The 20,290-nt window shown below is 67.7% G+C and carries 16 protein-coding genes and 1 pseudogene; 11 read left to right on the top strand and 6 right to left on the bottom strand.

The genetic code is table 11. From position 1 onward, the window contains the following. Positions 1-56 precede the first annotated feature (56 nt). Positions 57-512, bottom strand: coding sequence for an NUDIX domain-containing protein (locus tag HED23_RS16545; protein ID WP_203184167.1), 456 nt, complete (start codon positions 510-512; stop codon positions 57-59). Positions 513-1,841: 1,329 nt separating this feature from the next. Next, on the bottom strand, positions 1,842-2,510 hold the full coding sequence (locus tag HED23_RS16540) for a TetR/AcrR family transcriptional regulator (protein ID WP_203184166.1): 669 nt from the start codon (positions 2,508-2,510) through the stop codon (positions 1,842-1,844). A gap of 224 nt (positions 2,511-2,734) precedes the next feature. On the opposite strand from HED23_RS16540, the pseudogene HED23_RS16535 reads away from it, so the two are divergent. From HED23_RS16535 to HED23_RS16525, 3 genes and pseudogenes are all read left to right on the top strand, one after another. After that, positions 2,735-3,610, top strand: a pseudogene (locus HED23_RS16535) (MFS transporter); the annotation flags it as partial. Between the two features lie 184 nt (positions 3,611-3,794). Then, complete coding sequence (locus HED23_RS16530) at positions 3,795-5,006, top strand: FAD-dependent monooxygenase (protein WP_203184165.1); 1,212 nt, start codon at positions 3,795-3,797, stop codon at positions 5,004-5,006. 114 nt (positions 5,007-5,120) lie between these two features. Further along, entirely contained in the window at positions 5,121-5,579 is a 459-nt protein-coding gene (locus tag HED23_RS16525; protein WP_203184164.1) for a hypothetical protein, read from the top strand. 83 nt (positions 5,580-5,662) lie between these two features. Here HED23_RS16525 and HED23_RS16520 read toward each other — a convergent pair whose 3' ends face one another. Together HED23_RS16520 and HED23_RS16515 are read right to left on the bottom strand one after the other, a co-directional pair. Beyond that, on the bottom strand, positions 5,663-6,247 hold the full coding sequence (locus HED23_RS16520; RefSeq protein WP_203184163.1) for a S1 RNA-binding domain-containing protein: 585 nt from the start codon (positions 6,245-6,247) through the stop codon (positions 5,663-5,665). Positions 6,248-6,654: 407 nt separating this feature from the next. Further along, positions 6,655-7,140, bottom strand: a complete 486-nt coding sequence (locus HED23_RS16515) for a carboxymuconolactone decarboxylase family protein (RefSeq protein ID WP_203184162.1) — start codon at positions 7,138-7,140, stop codon at positions 6,655-6,657. A gap of 655 nt (positions 7,141-7,795) precedes the next feature. Here HED23_RS16515 and HED23_RS16510 point away from each other — a divergent pair. Then, a complete protein-coding gene (locus HED23_RS16510) occupies positions 7,796-8,401 on the top strand; it encodes a hypothetical protein (RefSeq protein WP_203184161.1) in 606 nt (201 codons plus the stop codon). Positions 8,402-8,849: 448 nt separating this feature from the next. Here HED23_RS16510 and HED23_RS16505 read toward each other — a convergent pair whose 3' ends face one another. Continuing rightward, positions 8,850-9,839, bottom strand: coding sequence for an ROK family protein (locus tag HED23_RS16505; protein WP_203184160.1), 990 nt, complete (start codon positions 9,837-9,839; stop codon positions 8,850-8,852). 315 nt (positions 9,840-10,154) lie between these two features. On the opposite strand from HED23_RS16505, the gene HED23_RS16500 reads away from it, so the two are divergent. The 7 genes from HED23_RS16500 (at position 10,155) to HED23_RS16470 (ending at position 18,766) form a co-directional block, all read left to right on the top strand. Continuing rightward, entirely contained in the window at positions 10,155-11,468 is a 1,314-nt protein-coding gene (locus HED23_RS16500) for an ABC transporter substrate-binding protein (RefSeq protein ID WP_203184159.1), read from the top strand. A gap of 139 nt (positions 11,469-11,607) precedes the next feature. Then, a complete protein-coding gene (locus HED23_RS16495; RefSeq protein WP_203184158.1) occupies positions 11,608-12,573 on the top strand; it encodes a carbohydrate ABC transporter permease in 966 nt (321 codons plus the stop codon). A gap of 8 nt (positions 12,574-12,581) precedes the next feature. Continuing rightward, a complete protein-coding gene (locus HED23_RS16490) occupies positions 12,582-13,448 on the top strand; it encodes a carbohydrate ABC transporter permease (RefSeq protein ID WP_398084074.1) in 867 nt (288 codons plus the stop codon). 44 nt (positions 13,449-13,492) lie between these two features. After that, entirely contained in the window at positions 13,493-16,045 is a 2,553-nt protein-coding gene (locus tag HED23_RS16485) for a glycoside hydrolase family 2 protein (protein WP_203184156.1), read from the top strand. Between the two features lie 31 nt (positions 16,046-16,076). Beyond that, complete coding sequence (locus HED23_RS16480) at positions 16,077-17,096, top strand: LacI family DNA-binding transcriptional regulator (protein ID WP_386474982.1); 1,020 nt, start codon at positions 16,077-16,079, stop codon at positions 17,094-17,096. A 246-nt stretch (positions 17,097-17,342) separates the two neighbouring features. Then, complete coding sequence (locus tag HED23_RS16475; RefSeq protein ID WP_203184154.1) at positions 17,343-18,092, top strand: hypothetical protein; 750 nt, start codon at positions 17,343-17,345, stop codon at positions 18,090-18,092. Continuing rightward, positions 18,089-18,766 carry an alpha/beta fold hydrolase gene (locus HED23_RS16470; RefSeq protein WP_203184153.1) on the top strand — a complete coding sequence of 226 codons (678 nt, stop codon included), beginning with the start codon at positions 18,089-18,091 and terminating at the stop codon, positions 18,764-18,766. The genes HED23_RS16475 and HED23_RS16470 overlap by 4 nt, the downstream gene beginning before the upstream one ends. A 104-nt stretch (positions 18,767-18,870) precedes the next feature. Here the strand turns inward: HED23_RS16470 and HED23_RS16465 are convergent, their stop codons facing one another. Next, entirely contained in the window at positions 18,871-19,878 is a 1,008-nt protein-coding gene (locus HED23_RS16465; protein ID WP_274383027.1) for a glycosyl hydrolase, read from the bottom strand. Between the last annotated feature and the right edge of the window lie 412 nt (positions 19,879-20,290).

The raw sequence follows: 20,290 nt of genomic DNA, 5'->3' as shown, positions 1-20,290 counted from the left end.
CCACAGTCCCGCCGCGCGAGACGCCGCCACCCTCTGATCGGCCATCAGGATGATGCTCAACTGTCCCCCCAGTTCCACGAGTCGAAGTATGCGGCGATCCCGGTCAGCCGCGCCGTCATCACCGCCTCCAGACGGGCGAAGTCCTGCCGTGGCATCAGCGGTTGCCACTCCTCCAGCGGAAGAACCCGCACCGCGTCATGCTCGTCCGGGTCCAGGGCGATGGATCGAATCTGCTCATCGGTGAGCCGGCCCCCGTCGAACACGCACCCCGACGTACTGAAGGGCCAGCCGCCCCCTGGCAGGCCGAAGACCGAAGCGAGCAGCCGCGGCGGCCCTTCCACGTTGATTCCGGTCTCTTCGCGGCACTCCCGCTGCGCCGTCTGCCAGGGCCGCTCGCCGTGATCCATCGTCCCGCCCGGGAACTGCCACGGATGAGTTCTGCAATACGTGGCCCGCAACTGCACCGGCCGGTTCTCTCCGTCGGTGAAGAACACGCAGGCGAATCCGGTCATTTTAGGTAGCGATGCGACGTACTCCTCCGGCGGAAGCAGCACCCGCGCGGGTGGCACCTCGCCTGCCGGATTCAGGCTCGGAAGCCCCGGACGGGTGTCCGGTGGTGCGGAGTGCCGATTCCCGCTGCTCCTCCGGCACCCCCGGGCCGCCTGGCCGGCAGGACGGTGAACACAGCTTCCTCCGTCAGGGCACCGTCGACCGCGTGCTCACGAAGCTGTCGAACGGTCTCCTCATCGAGGCCGGGGGAGCCCGGCCGGAGCGCGAGCACTACCTGCCCGGACCGGTGCCCGGGTTCAGCAGCACCGGCGCCACCCTGCCGGCCGGCAACCGCACCGCGACGTCCGGCAGGCCCGGCCGGCAGCGGGCACAGGACGCGGCAGCGAACGGCTCCTCCCGTTCCTGTGGGGAGCCCGGAACGGGCCGGCAGGTATGGGCCATGAGACGGCTCCTTCATCGAGCGGGCGCGGTAATGGGAAAGAGCAGGACAGACGGCCGCACTGCGATGAGGCCCGCCGGCCACCCTTCCGGTCGAATGCGAGGCGGTAGCGGTCGGGCGATCCTGCTGCTCGCCACCGAGCGGCGAGATCGCGGATCTCCGCCCGGATATCGTGTGCGCCGTGAGGGCAGGGTGCACGGTGTCCTCCGATGCCCGGTCGTCGGATGGGTTCGTCAGGTTCAACGAGGGCCCACGCTTTTCGAACACACGTGTTTCGGACTGAGTCGAATGCCGACCCCAGGCGGCGGCGCTCGGTTGCCGGATACATCGATCCCCAGCGCACAAGGGCACGTCCTCATCCGGAGTTTGGCCGAATCGCCGAGAGTCTCGATCCCTGGCCGAGTGCTCCCCGGGGCTTGCGGCCTCCGTGCCGCACCCTTGAAGGCGGGCGGTGATCAGGCGTCGACTCGGTGCTTGAGGAGGATCAACCCGCGCTCGAGAGCAGGGGGATATTCCGAGAGGTCGGTCCGCAGTGTTCGGCGTCCGGTACCTGCACCGTCTTTCAAGGCCCGTGACGCCCGCGCAGATAACCGGCTTGTGACTGCTTCGGTTCGGGTCGGGGCCGATGAACCGGCGCCGACCGCCGGGGGTCGCTTGCCGTGGGTGAGCGATGTGCCGGGCGCGGGCACCGGACTCAAGATCTTCGGTCAGGGCGTCGGTGCCTGCGAGCGGACTCGATATTCAGGAGTGCGGAACAGAGCAGCCGCCGCAGCTCGCTGTGGCCGGGTACCGCGTGACGAGCATCCACTTCGCTCGCGTACGGGCGGCACAGGCAGCCGTCCCTGGAGCAGGGGCAGCCATGCGCGACCCCACGCACGCGGTCGGAGCAGTCCTATGGGGCGGTCCGGTCGAATTCCTCCTGGCTTAGCGCGCGGTGGGGGAGGAGGGTCGGGGCCTGACGGCTCGTGCGGAGGCCGTCGAGGATCAGGATGAGGTAGCGCTGCCAGAGGTCGGGCGCGACGGAGCCGGTGAGCTGCGTCGCAGCTCCGAGCATGATCTGGACGAGGGGGAAGTCGGTCACCTCGATGTCGTTGCGGAGTGAGCCGTGCTGCTGGGCGCGCTCCATGACGGCACTGATCGCGGGAGAGAGCCGTTCGCGAGCGTCTGCGACCCGGCCCTTGCCGTGTGTGCCGACCATGAGGACTTCTCTCAGTCCGCGGTTGTCGGCGAAGTCCTGGCTGGACCTGGTGAAGAAGTGGACGAGACCGTCCCAGGGGTCCTCGTGGGTGAGGGCTTCCTCGGCGACGTCGATGACGCGTTGGATCTCCTCCTCGAAGATCGCTTCGATCAGTTCCTCGCGGTTGGCGAAGCGCCGGTAGATCGTGCCGACGCCGACGCCTGCGTGGTGGGCGATGTCATCGAGGGTGACGTCGAGTCCTCGGATCGCGAACACCTGTTGAGCTGCGGCGATGATGCGCCGGCGGTTGCGTTCGGCGTCGGCGCGGAGGGGGCGGGCCGGGGTGTCGCCAGAGGGCGGGGCGGGGGCGGTTCTACGGCTCATGCCTCCACTATAGGCAGCTATCCGGAGATGCCATCTCCGCTTACTGCTCCGTAAATGGAGATGACTTCTCCGCTTCCCTCTCGTCGTACTTGTGGAGACTGTTGTGACTGCCGTCATGAACGAAGCCGGCCCGCCGCCGGCCGATCGGCCGGCGGCGCGGCATTACGGCCGTCGTTGGCTGATACTCGCGGTCATCGCGATGGCCCAGCTGATGGTGGTGCTGGGAGAAGGGCGTCAAGATCGACGTTCCTGGCACGGTCACCGTCACAGCCGGTCTGTTCGCCCTCGTCCACGGCTTCGCGAACGCGGAGCACGACGGCTGGAGCTCGGTCGGCACGTGGGGCTTCCTGGCCGCCGGTGCCGTCCTGATCGCAGTGTTCGTCCGGCTCCAGACCCGGGTCGCGCATCCGCTGTTGCCGCTTCGCGTCCTGCTCGACCGCAACCGCGGCGCCGCCTCCATCGCGATGTTCATCTCCGCCGCCGGCATGTTCGGGGTCAACCTCTTCCTCACCTACTACCTGCAGCAGACGCTGAGCTACTCGCCGGTCGAGACCGGCCTGGCATTCCTGCCCATGGTCGGTGCCGTGATGATCAGCGCCACCCTGTCCTCCAGCGTCCTCACTCCGCGCTTCGGACCCAAGCCGATCGTCCCGCTCGGCATGGCACTGTCGGCCGCCGGCCTGGTCTGGCTCACCGAACTCGACGCCTCCTCCCCCTACGCCGCCCACGTCCTGCCGCCACTGCTGCTCTTCGGCCTGGGCATGGGGCTGATCATGGCTCCGGCCATGAGCGCCGCCACGTCCGGGATCGACCCGGCAGACGTCGGCGTCGGCTCCGCCGGCGTCAACACCATGCAGCAGATCGGTGGCTCCATCGGCACCGCCCTGCTCAGCTCCCTCGCTGCCGGTGCCGCCACCGACTTCCTTGCCGGCAAGCAGCACACACCCGACCTGATCGCCCGGTCGACGCTGGAGAGCTACTCCACCGCATACGCATGGTCCGCCGCCCTCTTCGCCGCAGGGATGATCATCTGCGGGCTGCTCTTCCGCCGCGGCGCCCCGGCCCACGATCCCGACGCCGCTCCCACCGTCCACATGTGACGGACTCACGGCACCGCCCGTGACGTCGCTCGCGAGGGCCAGGGCCGGGGGCGCCGTCACCGCCCTCAAGAGATACCGCCCTCAAGAGACACCGCCTCCAAGAAGACACCGCCCTCAAGAGACACAGCCCTCAACAGACATCACCCCCGACAAGACACCACCCCCACACGATGGAGAGACGCTCATGGACAAGCCCCGGGCCCTGATCGTGGGCATGGATATCGGAGGACTGGCCACGGCCATGCGGCTGCACGAGATCGGCTGGGAGCCCGTGCTCGTCGAGCGCGCTCCCGGACGCCGTGCTGCCGGATATTTCATCGGCTTGTTCGAGACCGGCCGTGCCACCGCGGAGCGGATGGGCGTCCTGGACGCCATCGGCAACCGGACCGACCCGACCAGCGTGACCTACGACATCGACCGCGAAGGGCACCGCCGACCGGGCATGGGTTACGGCGACCTGCCCGGAGAGCCCCGCCTCATCCTCCGCGGAGACATCGAAGCCGCCCTCTACGACCAGGTCGCGGCCAGGACGGAGATCCGGTACGGCACGACGCCGGTCGCCCTCGACGAGCACCCCGACGGCGTGGACGTCACCCTGCGCACCACCACAGGCGAGGACACCACCGAGACCACCGAGAGCTTCGGCCTCGTCGTGGGTGCCGACGGGCTGCGCTCCACCGTCCGCCGCCTCGTCTTCGGGCCGGACTCCGACTACCTGCAGCCGTTCCACCACATCATCGGCGCCACGGTTCTCAAGGAGCCCGTGCCAGGTTTCCGGCCCAACGACGGAATGATCCTGGCCGAGCCCGGCCGTTCAGTCTGGCTCTTCCCTTTCACCGACCACCAGCCAGGTGTGCTCTTCAACTACCGCACCGACGACGAGGACGCCCAGTTCCACCGCCCGCCCATCGAGTCGCTGCGCCGTGCCTTCGGACCCGAGCCCACCGGGCCGGTGCTGGAGAACCTGCTGACGCAGTTCGAGAAGGCCGACGACGTCCTCTTCGACTCCACCCACCAGGTGGTGATGCCGACCTGGCACACCGGCCGCGTCGTCCTTCTCGGCGACTCCGCCTGGTGTCTGACCCTCTACTCCGGCATGGGCGCTTCCAGTTCCCTGGCAGGCGCCGATTTTCTCGGCACCACCCTGCAGCGCAACCCGGACAACATCCCCCGGGCCCTGCGCGAATACGACCAGAGACTCCGGCTCTTCATCACCACCCAGCAGCACCTCGGCCGCAAGGAAGGTCTGCCGATGTTCGTCCCCCGGAGCCGGCGGGACATCACCATTCGCACCCTCATACAGAGGCTGACCAACAACCCCGTCGGCAAGCGCGTGATGAAGACCGTCATCGCCGGCCAGTTCAAGAGCAAGTCGGTCGACATCGCCGCGCCTTGACCACCGCCGCCGGTGCGCGCCCCGGCCGGGCACCGTGGCACGGGGCGTGCTCCCGCGGCCCAGGCGCGCTGGGCGGAGCATTCTGGCGTGGGGGACAATGGGACTGTGACACGCATGACCGACAGCCGTCTGTTCGGCCACTGGTACAGCGGTCCCTTCGACGTAGGGGGTACGGAGACCAGCGAACTGAACTTCCTCCCCGACGGGCGGGGGTGGAGCCGCCTCGACAGCATGACCTCGGTCCTCAGCATCGGCCGCTTCCGCTGGAGCTGCCCCGGACCGGGCCTTCTGGAGATCCTTTACGAGCTGCGGGTCGACGGCACCTGCGACACGGAGAACCCGGGCTTCGCCACCGTGGACAGCACGGACCTCGACGACGAGGTGATCCGCACCGGCTACCACATCGGCTCGGAAACCCCGCCGTACGAAGACGGGCCCATCACTTCGCTGGTATTCGAAGGCCACGCCGTTGAGTTCGCCTTCCACTTCGCCCGCGGTCGTCTGGACATCTCACCCGCCGACGATCACTCCGCGGCAGTCGTCCCGTACGACGGACGCGGTCCCATCCACTGAAGTAGGAAGTCCTCGGCCGGCGGGCAGCCCGCCCGGGCTCGGTGTGCCCGGGTGACGATCGGGGAAGTTCACGGGCGAAGCGGTCATACAGACGGCGCGGCACTCGGGTACCGGGTCCCCTCCGCCCTGGAGAGGGAGACCCGCCGGCGTGGCAGGTCGATGCCCGTGATGACTACGACGATCTCCTCGCCGGCCGCGAAGTCTTCTGGCCGCTCGGTCGCCGGCCGACCGGAGGCCCCTCCGAAAGGGACCAGCCCGACGACCCCGTCTCCAAGGCTGACGAAGGCACCGAACGGGAGCACCTTGTCCACCGTCCCATGGGTAACCTGGCCCACCCCAATGCGCTCGGCGAAGGCCGGGAGTGGGTCGGGCTGCAGAGCGCACAATGACAGCCTGGCCTCCGCGTTGCAGGTGTCGAACTGGAGGAACTCGCACGAGACACGCTGTCCGACCTGGACGACATCTTCGGGAGCGTCCATGTGCCGCCACGAGAGTTCGGGGATCGTGATGAACCCGGCTCCGGGGAACAGGGGATGCCGGGGACCGTCGTCCAAGGCCACGAAGACCCCGTACCGTTCGATCGCCGCGACGGTGCCGGACAGTTTTTCGCCGTGGTCCAGTGATTCCAGGAACGACCAGAGTTCCGGGCTCTCAGACTTCCAGTCCATATCGGCCACCCTGGCACAGGACGCCGCCCATCGGCCATGCCTTGATCGAGGTCCGCCATGGGGGCGAAGGCCGGCGGAACTTCGCGCCGGTGAGAGCCGAGTCCGAGGCCGTCAGAACCCGTGTGGTCCCTTCGGGGTCGCGTCTGCCGCGTGTCATGGTGACAAGTGCCGGAAGTCGTCAAGTGCCGTCGGTCCCCGCCGCGGGGCGCTCGCCGTTCCAACGCGGCGAGGAGATCTCCGCTCCGGAGGCGCAGCCGATCGGCGGGAGCGTCCGACCCGGCGCGGCGCGAGCGGGACACCCGGCACGTCCTGTGCCCGCCGGCTTCCCCGCCGACGACGCGTGCGGTGGTTCTGCCGCCGGGCCGGTTCGGAGCGATGGCCGAGGGCCGGCCCGGCGACAGGAAGAGTCAGCCGGCGATGGTGGTGAGATCGCCGGGCTCGTAGGCGCCACCCTGGTTGTTGAGGATCACGCCGAGCCGATTGGTCGCGTTGATCATGGCGATCAGGGAGACCAGAGCGATGGTCCGGTCGTCGTCGTAATGCTTGCGGACCTGGGCCCAGGTCTCGTCGGAGACGCCCTCGTTGCCGTCGATGATGCGGGTGCCCTCCTCGGCGAGGGCCAGCGCGGCACGCTCCGCGTCGGTGAACACGGTGGAGTGGCGCCAGGTGGACACCAGGTTCAGCCGCGCCGCGGTCTCGCCGGCTGCCGCGGCGTCCTTGCCGTGGATGTCGACGCAGAAGCCGCAGCCGTTGATCTGGCTGGCGCGCAGCTGCATAAGCTCCTGGATGGCCTTGGGCAGAGGTGAGTCGTGGATCACCTGGCTCACAGCGAACATCCGCTTGCCGATCTTGGCGCCGGTCTCGTTCGCGAACAGGTTCATACGGGGTTCCATCACACGTCCTCGCTTGTGGAATCGTGCCGCGCGGATCGTCCGCGCGGCGCCTTGAGCCCCATAAGTCGTCGGCCACCCCGACCCTGTGACGGCACGGCGGTGTGACGAAGGCCACCGGGTATCCGTGTCACGAACCAGTAAGGAGCGGCGACTCATGCGCGACATGGAGACGAGAAACCACAAGGACGAGCCCACGGCGGACGATCGAGCATGCGGCCGACGTGACTCAAGTCATTCCGGCTGCTGATCGCGGTGTCGGCCGTCGCCGACAGGAGCGCTTCTGCTCCGGCTGTTGCGGTCTATTGGCATCGACCGGCTGTCAGGACCCCCGAAGCCCCGACTTGATCCCTCGCACTGTTCACGCCTGCCGGGCCGGCGGTCGGCGGGGTACGTCGCGCCCCGCTCGGTGAGGCGGGCAACAGAGCCGGCACACGGCAGGAACTTGCCGGTGGCGCTGATCGTCGTCGGCGGGGGTGAGCCGGCTCTCTCCCGTTCTCTTACGTGGAGGATTACGTGTTCTCCCGGATGGGTCCAGGGCTGCATTTCTGCGACGGTGGTGATGCCGTTGGCCTTGGACGGGCCGACACCGAGGGGAGAGAACGTGAAGGTGTCCCATACAGGCAAACGCATTCGTGCAGCGAGTTGGAGCGCGGGTGTGGTGCTCGTCCTCGGCGCACTGGCCGGGTGCGGCAGCGGGGACGGGAAGGCGTCCGCCGATGCGGAAGACACGCCGACGGCGACTGCCGTCCCGACGAACGGGCCGGGCGACTACCGTCCGCCGACGGACCTCTGCCCGAAGGTCGACTTCGGCCCGCTGACTGCCGCCGTGGCGCCGACGGACGGTCCGCCGAAGGGGCAGCGGACCGGCGCCGACAAGGCAACGGGCAGTGGCGCCGCCTGTCTGCAGGGCTTCAGGGCGTCCACGACGAAGGCGGACGGCCGTTCCGTCGTCTACTGCACCGTATGGAGGGACGTGGCCCTCGGAACCAAGCAGTACGAGTACCTGCTGTCCTCGGCGTCGAAGGAGGCACGTGGCCCGGTGGTGCAGGTACCCGGGCTCGGCGGCGGGGCCTTCCGCTACGAGAGCGTCAAGGAGGCCGCAGTGTTCCGCAGCGACCTCCGGCTGGTGGTCCGGGACAGCAGTCTGGGATGCGAGGTCCAGGTGCAGAGCTTGACCCCCTTGACGGATCAACAGATCACTGCGGCCTGGCCGGCCATGGCGGAGACCGTCAGGGCGCTGATGCCCAAGCTGCGTTCCTGACCGGCAGAGGGAGCGGACGGCCTGGCCGTCTGACCGGCTGCGGTCGGGCCGTGGGCCGGTCCCTGCACGACGAGGCCCGTCGGAAACGGTTGTGGTCATCGTCTGCCGGGCGCTGGTGCGGCTTCACGAACAGTACCCGCGCGGCGGCCTGCGTGACCGGGACGGCACCGTGTACATGCGTGGTCTCCGGAACCGTCGTACGAGGAGAATTCACCTCGAGGGTGACATGACTACCAGGCCGACGCTGCCTGATCACCTACATTGGCATCCGGCCCCCGCAGCCGCAGCCGCACCCTGCCGTCGTACCGGCGCTTGTTCACCACGCAGGACCCACCTGTGGCTGGAAGGGACTGGCCACCGAGGAGGGCTCCATCCAGGAGCACTCCGGACACGACGGCGGGAGTCGGTGAGACGGCTCATGAGTTCGCTGGATACCTATCGGCTCCCCTCAACGAGTACCGACCGTAGCGGCCGGCACTCCAGCTGCCGCCAGCACCGCGGCGCCGACAAGACCGGCGTCGGGCCCCAGTTCAGCCGGCACTGCGCGCAGCTCCCGCAGGAATGGCATGGCCGCATAGCGTCGCAGGTGGCGAGCGAGCGGTTCGAAGAGCACCTCGCCGGACTGGGCTACACCGCCGCCGACCACAGCGATGTCCATCTCGATCATCGCAGCCGTGGCTGCAATGCCGGCCGCCAGCGCGCGGGCCGCCCGGTCGAACGCGGCGAGAGCAGCCGGTTGCCCGTCGCGAGCCGCCGCCGCCACCGCCGTTGCGTCCGCGTCCGCTGTCAGAGGCGGTCGCCAGCCAAGGGCAAGGGCGTGCCGACTGATGGCGGTACCGCTGGCGATGGCTTCCAGACAACCCCTCGCGCCGCACGGACAGGGGTCACCGTCGAAGTCGATGCTGATGTGCCTGAGATGGCCGGCATTACCTGTGATCCCGTGGTGCACGCTGCCGTTGATAACCAGGCCCGCGCCCACGCCGGTGGATACCACGAGGCACAGCGCGTTCTTGTGTGCGCGTGCCGCGCCGTGGCGGTGCTCAGCCGCGCTCATCGCCACGGCGTCGCCCGCCAGCATCACGTGCCGATGTGAGACGGCTGGATGTCTTCCGACGGACTCGACGAGGGGAAAGTCCCTCCAGGCAGGGATGTTGACGGGACTCACACTTCCGCCTTTCAGGTCGATAGGGCCCGCGCTGCCGATGCCCACCGCGCGTACGCGTTCCCAGAGGGGGCTGGCAGCCAGGGTGTTCACGACCTCGTACACCGCGTCGAGGAGCGCGCCCGCGGATCCCTGCGCCGGGGTGGAGCGGCGCGCGCGATGGACCAGCGTGCCGTTCCGGTTGACCAGGGCACCCGCGATCTTGGTTCCGCCGATGTCGAGCGCGGCGATCAAGTCACTGTCCGGCGATCGGACTTCCGATCGATGATTACTCATGGTGATGATCCTCTGGATCGGCGTGACATGTGCGGTCCGGTTGAGGACACCACATCCGACCATCGCCTGACAACGTTGTCCAGCCCTCGCCGAATCTCTCTCGACGGGCATGTTCAAGTTGCGATTGATTTAGTCAACGTTTAGTAAAGTCGCTGTTCAGGGCCTTGCATAGGCGCCAAATTCAGGTGGAGCGGTCTATGGACATTGCCACCGCGTTACGTCTACGTTGAGCGCTCATCAGGCCGGGACAGCGGGAGTCGATGCGACGCTCCCCAGGGCGTGACACCGAAAGACGTGCAGTGAGGAGTGGATGAAATGCGCAGAAAATGCGTGGTTCTGATGGCTGCGACTTTGGTTGCAGTGACAGCGTGTAGTGGTCAGAGGGATGCAACGACCGGCGAGATCGCGGCTCCACCGAGCGATCCCGCCAAGGTGTCCGGCGGTATCACGGTCCTGACCAACAGGACGGACCAGATTGCCGACGGCTCGTTGAAGAAGTACGCGGCCGAGTTCAACAAGATCTACCCGGGTGTGAAGGTCAAGTTCGAGGGACTGACCGATTACGAGGGCGAGACCAAGATCCGGATGAACACCGAGAACTACGGTGACGTCCTCTTGATCCCCAACTCCCTTTCCGTCGAGCAGTACCCCGACTTCTTCGCTCCGCTCGGCAACTCCATCGCACTGTCGGAGAAGTTCGACTACACCGACCACGCCACCGTGGACGGCAAGGTCTACGGCCTGGCCAACATCGGGGTGGCCAACGGGTTCGTCTACAACAAGGCGGTCTGGGAGAAGGCGGGCATCAAGGCCTGGCCCACCACGCCCGAGGAGTTCATTGCGGACCTGGAGGCCGTCAAGGCCAAGACGGACGCCGTCCCCTACTACACGAACTACAAGGACGGCTGGCCGCTCACCAACTGGACGAACGCCATCGGCTCGCCCTCCTGCGACTCCGGGTCCTACGACTCCCTGGCGAAGACCAAGGACCCCTGGAGCAGCGGATCCGACCTGTACGCGATCGACAAGCTCCTCTACACGATCGTCGAGAAGAAGCTGGCGGAGCCTGACCCGACCACGACCAACTGGGAGGACTCCAAGGCGCAGATCGGATCCGGGAAGGTCGCATCCATGTGGCTGGGGTCCTGGGCGATCTCCCAGATGCGGGCCGGCGCGGAGGCCGCAGGCAAGAACCCTGACGACATCGCGTTCATGCCGTTCCCGGCGCAGAACGACGGAACGTACTGTTCGGTGCTTCGTCCTGACTACCAGTACGCAGTCAACGCACACTCCGGCAACAAGGAGGCGGCCCGGGCGTGGCTCGACTGGTACATCACGAAGTCCGGTCAGGCCGCCGGTGAGGGGTCCATCTCCTCGGTCAAGGGCGCTCCGCTTCCGGACGCGCTCAAGGCATTCTCTGACAACGATGTCACGATGATTCCGCAGGACCAGGAGAACGTTGTCGAGGTGAACAGGATCGACAAGGCGTCCGAGATCGGCATCACCGCCCAGGACTACCGGCAGAAGCTGGTCGATGTCGCCCGAGGCGCGGCCGACGGGGACATGGACAGCTACTTCGGCGAGCTGAACGGCAAGTGGGCCGAGGCTCAGCAGACACTCGGCGGGTGACCGTGCCGCGGCGCGGCGGGACCACGGCCGGGACGGGTGCGCCGCGCTCGCCCGCCCGGGCAGGGCCACGTGTGGACCATTCGCCGTGCCGCCACCCCGACGCGCGCCTGACAGGGAACCCACCACGAGGAACCATGAGATGACCGTTGCCCACAAGATTCGTGCCGGCGGGCCGGCCGCCGGCCGGCGAAGCACCCCGTCGCCGGAGCCGGCCCCCGGCGGGCCACGCGCCGGAGGACGGCTCCGTAACGCAGCCCTGACCCCCTGGCTCTTCCTGGCCGCGCCGCTGGCGCTGCTGCTGATGTTCACGTTCCTGCCGGTGGCCGACATGATCGGATACAGCTTCACCGACTGGGACGGCATCAGCCCCGAACGCTCCAATGTGGGCGGGGAGAACTACACCGACCTGGTGACACAGCCCGCTCGGTTCGAGGTGTTCCTCGTCAGCGGGTTCTACCTGGCGGCGTCGTTCCTCCAGATCGCGCTCGCCCTGTACTTCGCCACAGTCCTCAGCTTCAACACCCGGTTCCGCAACCTGTTCAAGGGCCTGCTGTTCTTTCCCTACCTGATCAACGGGGTGGCTGTCGGATTCGTGTTCCTGTACTTCTTCCAGCCCGACGGCACCCTCGACACACTGCTGCGCCTGGCCGGGGCGGAGGGCGGGCACCTGTGGCTGGGCGACCCGGACCTGGCCAATCCCTCTCTCGCGGGGGTGTCGGTGTGGCGCTTCATGGGTCTGAACATGGTGCTGTTCCTCGGCGCGATCCAGTCCATTCCGCCGCATCTGTACGAGGCGGCGGAGCTGGACGGGGCGAACCGCTGGCAGCAGTTCCTGCACATCATCGCGCCCAGCATCAAGCCGATCATCAGCCTGAGTTTCATCCTCGCTGTTTCCGGTTCCCTGGCCGTCTTCGAGATTCCCTACATCATGACCGGCGGTGCCAACGGTACGGAGACGTTCGTCATCCAGACGGTCAAGCTCGCCTTCCAATTCGACAAGGTCGGCCTGGCTTCGGCGTCAGCCGTCGTGCTGCTGATCCTGATCCTGCTGATCACCTGGGTGCAGCGCCGGTTGTTTCCCGAGGAGAGGGTGGAGCTCTCGTGACCACCGACATGTCCGCCCCGTCCCGACGTACGGTCCGTGCCGGCCGCACCGTGCCGACCAGGATTCCCGTCGTCCTCAAGTACCTGTCACTGCTCATGGCCTCGGCAGTGGTCCTCGTTCCCCTCGTCGTCGTAATGCTGACCTCGCTCAAGACCGAGTCGGAGGTGGCGAACAGCGGACCGCTGTCGATGCCCGGTGACTGGCTCAACTTCGCCAACTACGTGACCGCCATCGAGCAGGGCGCGATGCTGCGGGCGTTCGGCAACACGACGCTGATCCTCGTGATCTCCACCGCCGGGACGGTGCTGATCGGCTCGATGACCGCCTATGCCATCGACCGCTTCCAGTTCCGCCTCAAGAAACTGGTGATGGGTCTCTTCCTGCTGGCGACGCTGGTCCCCGGCGTCACCACACAGGTCGCGACGTTCCAGGTGATCGACGATCTCGGCGCCTTCAACAGCCGGTGGGCACCGATCCTCCTGTACACCGGCACCGACATCGTCTCCGTCTACATCTTCCTGCAGTTCATCCGGTCCATCCCCGCGTCCCTGGACGAGGCCGCACGCATCGACGGCGCCAACTCCTGGACGATCTACCGGAAGATCATTCTTCCGATGCTGCGACCGGCCATCGCCACCGTCGTCATCGTCAAGGGCATCGCGATCTACAACGACTTCTACGTGCCCTTCCTCTACATGCCGGACCCCGAACTCGGCACCATCTCCACCGCTCTGTTCCGGTTCAAAGGCCCCTTCGGCGCCCACTGGGAGACCATCTCCGCCGGCACGATCGTCGTGATCGTGCCCACTCTGATCGTCTTCCTGGCGCTGCAGCGCTTCATCTACAGCGGATTCGCGGCCGGTTCCACCAAATGACCTGCCCGCCCACCGCGCCCCGCACTACATCTCAAGGAGTACGCATGAAGGTCCGCACGCCGCTGTCCCGGGGCTGGACGCTGCGCCTGAACACCGACCGCGGCACCCCCGAGGGCGCGCCTCCGGGGCTGGCCGGAACCACCGTGCCGGCGCAGGTGCCCGGCTGCGTCCACACCGATCTGATGGCGGCGGGCCTGCTGGCCGACCCGTATCTGGACCGCAACGAGTCGGAGGCCGCCTGGGTGGGACGTGCCGACTGGGCGTACGCGACCGACCTGCCCCGGCGCGACAACACCTTCGAGCGGGCCGAACTGGTCTTCGACGGACTGGACACGGTCGCTGCCGTCCACGCCGCCGGCAGTCTGCTGGGGCGTACCCGGAACATGCACCGCTCCTACCGGTTCGACGTCACCGATCTGCTGGAGGCCGGTCCGGCACCGCTCGAGGTGGTCTTCACCTCTGCCTACACCGAGGCCGAGACGGTCCGTGCGGCCCTGGGTACGCGGCCCAATTCATACCCTGAGCCGTTCAACTACATCCGCAAGATGGCCTGCTCGTTCGGTTGGGACTGGGGCCCCACGCTGGTGACGGCCGGCGTGTGGCGCGAGGCGCGAATCGAGCAGTGGTCCACAGCCCGGCTGGCTGAGGTCCGTCCGCGGGTCACTGTCGATGGCGACGGGAGCGGCTTCGTCGAGATCACCGTCGACCTGGACCGGACGACAACCGGCCGGGACCGGCCCCTGCGCCTGGCGGCGGCTGTCGGCGACGTCTCATCGGAGGTTGCCGTCGCCCCCGGGGAAGACACCGTGACCCTGGCCGTACGAGTCCCGGATGCGGCGCTGTGGTGGCCGCGTGGTTACGGTGACCAGCCGCTTTACGGGTGCACGGTCGTGCTGACCGGGGAGGACGACGGCCGGGTCCTCGACGCCTGGGAGCGACGCATCGGCTTCCGCACGATCGAAGTCGACACGTCCGCAGACGCACACGGAAGCGCCTTCACCCTGGTCGTCAACGGCACTCCGATCTTCGCCCGAGGGGTGAACTGGATCCCTGACGACGTCTTCCCCACCCGGGTCACGGACGACCGCTACCGCACCCGCCTCACCCAGGCAGCAGAGGCGGGCGTCGACCTGGTACGCGTGTGGGGCGGCGGAATCTACGAGGACCGGGCCTTCTACGACGTCTGCGACGAATTGGGCCTGATGGTCTGGCAGGACTTCCTGTTCGCCTGCGCCGCCTACCCGGAGGAGCAGCCGCTGCGTTCGGAGATCGAGGCCGAAGCCCGGGAGAACGTCGCCCGGCTGATGCCCCACCCGTCGCTGATCCTGTGGAACGGAAACAACGAGAACTTGTGGGGCTTCGCCGACTGGGATTGGGAGCAGGCGCTCGCCGGCGACTCCTGGGGCGAGGGCTACTACCTGGGTCTGCTGCCCCGCGTCGTTGCGCAGACGGACCCGACCCGTCCGTACTGGGCAGGCAGCCCTTGGTCGGGGTCATGGGACCACGAGCCGAACGACCCCGACCATGGCACCGCGCACTCATGGGAGGTGTGGAACCGCCGAGACCACAGCGACTACCTCACCACCGTGCCCCGCTTCGTCGCGGAGTTCGGCTGGCAGGCGCCACCGACGCTCGCCACCCTGGAACGAGCCCTGTCCGAACGTCCCCTGAACGCCGATTCCCCCGGCATGCTGCACCACCAGAAGGCGGAAGACGGCAACGGCAAGCTGAACCGAGGGCTGGACCCGCACTTCGCGACACCCGCCGACTTCGACACCTGGCACTATCTGACGCAACTGAATCAGGCGCGTGCCGTCGCCGCCGGGGTCGAGCACTGGCGCTCCCACTGGCCCCGCTGCGCCGGCACGGTGCTGTGGCAGCTCAACGACTGCTGGCCGGTCACCTCCTGGGCGGCGATCGACGGCGACGCCCGGCTCAAGCCCCTCTACTTCGAGATGCGCCGCCTGTATGCCGACCGGCTGCTGACGATCCAGGAACGTGACGGTGACTTGGTGATCGCGGGCTGCAATCAGGGCCCCGCTCCCTGGAGTACCTCCGTCACGGTTCGCCGGGTGGACGCGGACGGTACCGTGCTGGCAAGCGCCGAGGTGGCCCTCAAGGCCATGGAGCGCAGCGTTGCACTGGAGAGGCTGCCGGACTCGGTCACTCAGTTCGGCGACACGCGCCGGGAATTCCTGGTCGCAGACGCAGACGCAGACGCAGACGCAGACGCAGACGCAGACGCAGACGCAGGCCCCGACGCAGGCCCGGAGGCAGGCCCAGGCACAGGCGGCTTGCGTGCTGTCCACTTCGCCTGCGCAGACCGCGAGTTCGCCTATGCGGACGCCTCCTACGATGTCCGCATCGCGGAGGAGGGCGAGAACGGCGCAGTGGTCACGGTCACCGCCACCGGACTGGTGCGGGACCTCCTGCTCCAGGCCGACCGGCTCGACGCCGGTGCCCGTACCGATCGCGGACGTGTGACACTGCTGCCCGGCGAAAGCACCAGTTGGCAGGTCACCGGCTGGTCGCAGCCCGACGCGGACGCCGCTCGCGCGGCGCTGTTCTGTGTCAACAGCGGAGCCGGCCGTGAGTGAGTCCCGTACAAGCCGGTCGGGGCGCGTCACGATCAACGACGTGGCAGCCCTTGCCGGGGTGTCCCGAGGAGCCGTGTCCCTGGCTTTCAACAACCGCCCCGGCGTCTCAGAAGCCACCCGGACACGCATTATGGCGGCGGTCGCCGAGCTGGGCTGGGTACCCAGCCAGACAGCGATCAAGCTGTCCGGATCGGCGACCGGCGCCGCGGACACCATCGGCCTGGTCATCGCCCGCCCCGCGCGACAGCTCGGACTCGAGCCGTTCTACATGGAATTCATCTCCGGGGTCGAGTCCGTCCTGGAGGAGCACGGGTGCTCCCTGCTGCTCCAACTGGTACGAGACACCGACCAGGAGATCGCAGTCCATCGCGAATGGTGGCAAGCCCGCCGCATCGCCGGTTCCATCCTGGTCGACATCCAGCAGAACGACCCCCGCGTCACCGCGCTGTCGACGATCGGGCTACCGGCCGTCGCCGTCGGTCATCCGTCCCTGACCGGCGGTTTTACCTCGGTATGGACCGATGACGAGGCCGCCGTACACGAGGCGGTGCGCTATCTCGCCACCCTCGGACACAGACGGATCGCACGGGTGGGCGGCCATGCGGCGCTCGGACACACCCTGATCCGAACTGCCGCACTCAACGCGATCGTGACGGAACTCGGGCTGGAGCCGGCCCGCAGCGTCACCACCGACTACTCCGGGGAGCAGGGCGCCCGGGCCACTCGCTCGCTGCTCGCCTCCCCACAACGACCCACGGCGATCGTCTACGACAACGACATCATGGCGGTCGCAGGTTTGTCGGTGGCCGCCGAGATGGGTCTGAGCGTCCCGAGGGACATCAGCCTGATCGCCTGGGACGACTCGCAGCTGTGCCAACTCACACACCCGACCCTGTCCGCCATGAGCCATGACGTGTTCGGCTTCGGCGCCGAAGTGACCCGTCGGCTGTTCGACGTCGTTCAGCGCCGCAACCCGTCGTCCGGTCCTGCGGCGCCTCCCGTGCTGCTGCCTCGTGGCAGCAGCGCTCCGCCGCAGGAAACCACCGGCTGACGACGATCGCCGGGGCTGTGGCCCGGTCCGGAAACGCACTCCCCGGACCGGGCCGGCCTTCGGCCGCTTCCCTCCCACTCCTCCTTCGAGTCGAACGCCAGGTCCGCCATGCCCCGACACTGCCGAAGAGCTCCGGCCGAGCTCCTGACGGTGGGCGCTCTCATCACCACCACCGTCGCTTCCTCGCCTGTCACTGCCGGTCCTTCCATCAGCACTGCGGACGTCGTTGTCAGGCGAGAGGGAACCGTGCTGACGCTGCGGGACGAGCGCTTCCGCTTCGTCGGCACCCGCATGTACCGGCTCGGCTCGAACGAGAACGTCGGCGGCGCCGGCCACCCCACGTACTCCCGCATCGACGACGCGCCGAAGACTGCACGTGTCATGAACGCCACCTTCGTCCGGGCCCACAAGCTCGGCACGTCCCTGGGCTGCGAACCGTGCACCCCGCCGGAACCGGGCGAGTTCGACGAAGGCTCATTCGCACCCGTCGACCACGCCGTCGCCCGCTCTCGCCCCTGCGGCCTGAGGCCGGCCGTCCCGTTCGCCGACCGGTGGGACCGCCACCACGGCGGGTACCGCACCATGGCGAAATGGCTCGGCCTGCATGACCTGAAGGACTTCCGCACCGATCCGCGGCTCTGCGGCCTCGCCGAGAAGCACGTCGACACAGTGCTGCCGGCCGGCATCGGTGACCGCGCCCCGATGCGACCGTCCGTCATGCGGCTCACCCCCACCCTGCTCGCGGGCCAGGGGCAGTACCGCTCTCCCATGGCGGAGTTCGCCCTGTCACGCGTGGAGACGGGCACCGAAGCCATGTGCGCGACCGGCACCGGACCACAGGTTCTGCTGTGCCTGGCCGGCGAAGCGCGTCCGACATCCGGCCCGGTCCTCTCCCCGGTCGCCCCCGTGTTCGTGCCTGCCGGGAGCTCTTGTGAGCTGACCGGCACGCGGGCGGTGCTCCACCACGCTCGGGCCCCCTTCGGCGGGGCCTCGTGAGGCTCACCACCCGGGTCTGGGGGAACGGCACCCGTACGGCAGTGCTGGTGCACGGCATCATGACGAACTCACGCACCTGGAATCGCGTCGCTCCAGCCATCGCCGACCATGGCTACCGGGTCGTCGCCGTCGACCTGCGCGGCCATGGCGCCAGCGGCCGTGCCGACAACTACACCCCAGCCGCCCTGGCCGCCGATCTGCTCGAAACCCTGTCTTCGTCTCCGGACCTCGCAATCGGCCACTCACTTGGCTCAGCCGCACTGCTGCTCGCCGCACCCCAGCTGCGCTGCGCCCGCACGATCCACTGTGACCCCGCATGGCTGAGCAGGCCCCGGGACCTGAGAGCCCTGCGCGCCGTCAAGCACGCCACCTGGCGGGAGCTGCGTGCCGAGCACCCGCGCTGGCACGACGACGACATCACCGCCGAGCATCAAGCTCTCTCCACCTGGGACCCGGCTTCCGTCTCCGCCCTCCAGCATTTGCCTGGCCTTCCCGACGCACCGGCCGTACCTTCGCTGGTTCTACTGGCTGACCACAGCGAGCGGATACCACCGACCGAGGCCGCCTTACTGCGCAGCAGGGGCTGGCACACGCGGACGGTGGACGGTGCGGGGCACACCGTCCACCGTGACGATCCTGGTGGCTTTCTCCACGGGTTGCGCGGATGGCTGTGACCGCCCGCGCCCGAGGTGGGTCAGGACGGGAGCGACGACCGCCAGGGCCCCGCCGGCACGGTCCCGGATCGGGAGCCGGGAGTCAGCGACGGCGGCAGCCGCGCTCAGGAGAGACTGACCTCGCCCTGGTTCAGGACGCGGGGGTGGAAGTACGCCGCTTGCGTCTCGGCGTTGGTGTTGTTCCCGCGCAGATGCTCGGACCACATCATGAACCACGCCCATTGAGGCTGGCTCTGCAGCATCGCGGCGGTCGGCATCTTGCCTATTTCGCCGATCGCCATGGGCTTTGTGCCGGCGATGTTCCTCATCTGCTGGTAATCGGCGGAACTCGGGTGACTCTTGTACCAGACGTCCAGTGAGACGACATCGGCGTACTGATTTCCGGGATAGTAATTGCTCCACCCGCCGGCCGGGTTGTCCTGCACGTTCCACACCCAGATCAGATTGTCCAGACCCTTGCTTCCCGCGAGGTAGTCACGCGTGATCTGGAAGAGGCGTGCGCTGCCGTTGGCGCCCGGCCGGTTCCCCCACCAATTCCAGGATTCGTTCATCTCGTGGAACGGCCGGAAGAGGACCGGGACTCCTGCGTTCTTCAGTTGTTGCAGGTAAGGGACAACCTCGTCGAGACGCCGCTTCCAAGCGTTGTTCAGCGAGCTGCCGGCGGTGAGGATCTGCGAGAACTGGGCGTTCGAGAGATTCGACTTCACGCCGCCCTCGAACGCACAGGTGCTTCCGCCGGTCGGCGGACAGACATGCCAGGTCAGAGAGACGAGCGACCCGTTGGCCCACTCGGTCTTCGCCTGGTCCACCACGCGCTGGCGATCGGCCACGTCCACGGCGTTGAACATCAGGTCACCGCCCCACAGGCCGGGGTACTGTCCGGTGACGTCCTTGACCTGTTGCGTGTACTGACCGGGAGCGGAAGCAGGCTCCTTGTTGTGTTGCCCGGAAACGATGCTGTTTCCGGAGATGGAGCGCAGGTAGTTCACCACAGTCTGCTTGGGGGTAGCGGGAAAAGCCTGTGCAGATTCTGTCGCGGGCCAGGCGAATGATGCCGCGAAGACGGCTGCAGCAGTCAGTGTCGAGGCGGCGAAGCGTCGGGTTCTCCTCATGGGCATTCCGGCTTTCATGGAGGACGGAAAATGCTTGACGTCATGAAGGTGACTGCTTTCCGAGTGCCCGTCAATGGCCTCTGCCGCCCTCCGTTACTTACCGACAACATTATTTACTTAACGTTTCCTAAACGCTGTACGGCTTTCGTCACTTGTCCCCAATGTGTGCTTCTTGCCGTGGCTCCGACGGCCTGCCGCTCGCCGGCCCGTGCGGCGGGATCGGACTCCGGTCTGACGGAGCGGCAGGACGGACGTGCCGCCGCTCCGTCGCAGGGTGTGGCTCTCCAGGCCGAGCCGACGGGTCGCTTCTCGTGCAGGTGGAGGGCGGCACGCGGATCGGCGTTTCCCGCCGCAGTTGTCGGGGTTGTCCCCGGCGCGCTCGCCCTGCGCCGCTGGACGGGGGCACATGAAG

Source organism: Streptomyces pratensis, assembly GCF_016804005.1.
Lineage (GTDB): Bacteria > Actinomycetota > Actinomycetes > Streptomycetales > Streptomycetaceae > Streptomyces > Streptomyces pratensis_A.
Note: the sequence above shows the minus strand (reverse complement) of the source record. Positions and strands in the feature narration are given on the sequence as shown.

What these genes read in the sequence shown, in the direction of transcription:
- HED23_RS16525 (WP_203184164.1), top strand. Translation starts at nt 5,121, where the DNA reads ATGACCGACAGCCGTCTGTTCGGCCACTGGTACAGCGGTCCCTTCGAC.
- HED23_RS16495 (WP_203184158.1), top strand. Translation starts at nt 11,608, where the DNA reads ATGACCGTTGCCCACAAGATTCGTGCCGGCGGGCCGGCCGCCGGCCGG.
- HED23_RS16540 (WP_203184166.1), bottom strand. Translation starts at nt 2,510, where the DNA reads ATGAGCCGTAGAACCGCCCCCGCCCCGCCCTCTGGCGACACCCCGGCC.
- HED23_RS16490 (WP_398084074.1), top strand. Translation starts at nt 12,582, where the DNA reads ATGTCCGCCCCGTCCCGACGTACGGTCCGTGCCGGCCGCACCGTGCCG.
- HED23_RS16515 (WP_203184162.1), bottom strand. Translation starts at nt 7,140, where the DNA reads ATGGAACCCCGTATGAACCTGTTCGCGAACGAGACCGGCGCCAAGATC.
- HED23_RS16505 (WP_203184160.1), bottom strand. Translation starts at nt 9,839, where the DNA reads ATGAGTAATCATCGATCGGAAGTCCGATCGCCGGACAGTGACTTGATC.
- HED23_RS16465 (WP_274383027.1), bottom strand. Translation starts at nt 19,878, where the DNA reads ATGAGGAGAACCCGACGCTTCGCCGCCTCGACACTGACTGCTGCAGCC.
- HED23_RS16545 (WP_203184167.1), bottom strand. Translation starts at nt 512, where the DNA reads ATGACCGGATTCGCCTGCGTGTTCTTCACCGACGGAGAGAACCGGCCG.
- HED23_RS16520 (WP_203184163.1), bottom strand. Translation starts at nt 6,247, where the DNA reads ATGGACTGGAAGTCTGAGAGCCCGGAACTCTGGTCGTTCCTGGAATCA.
- HED23_RS16500 (WP_203184159.1), top strand. Translation starts at nt 10,155, where the DNA reads ATGCGCAGAAAATGCGTGGTTCTGATGGCTGCGACTTTGGTTGCAGTG.
- HED23_RS16530 (WP_203184165.1), top strand. Translation starts at nt 3,795, where the DNA reads ATGGACAAGCCCCGGGCCCTGATCGTGGGCATGGATATCGGAGGACTG.
- HED23_RS16485 (WP_203184156.1), top strand. Translation starts at nt 13,493, where the DNA reads ATGAAGGTCCGCACGCCGCTGTCCCGGGGCTGGACGCTGCGCCTGAAC.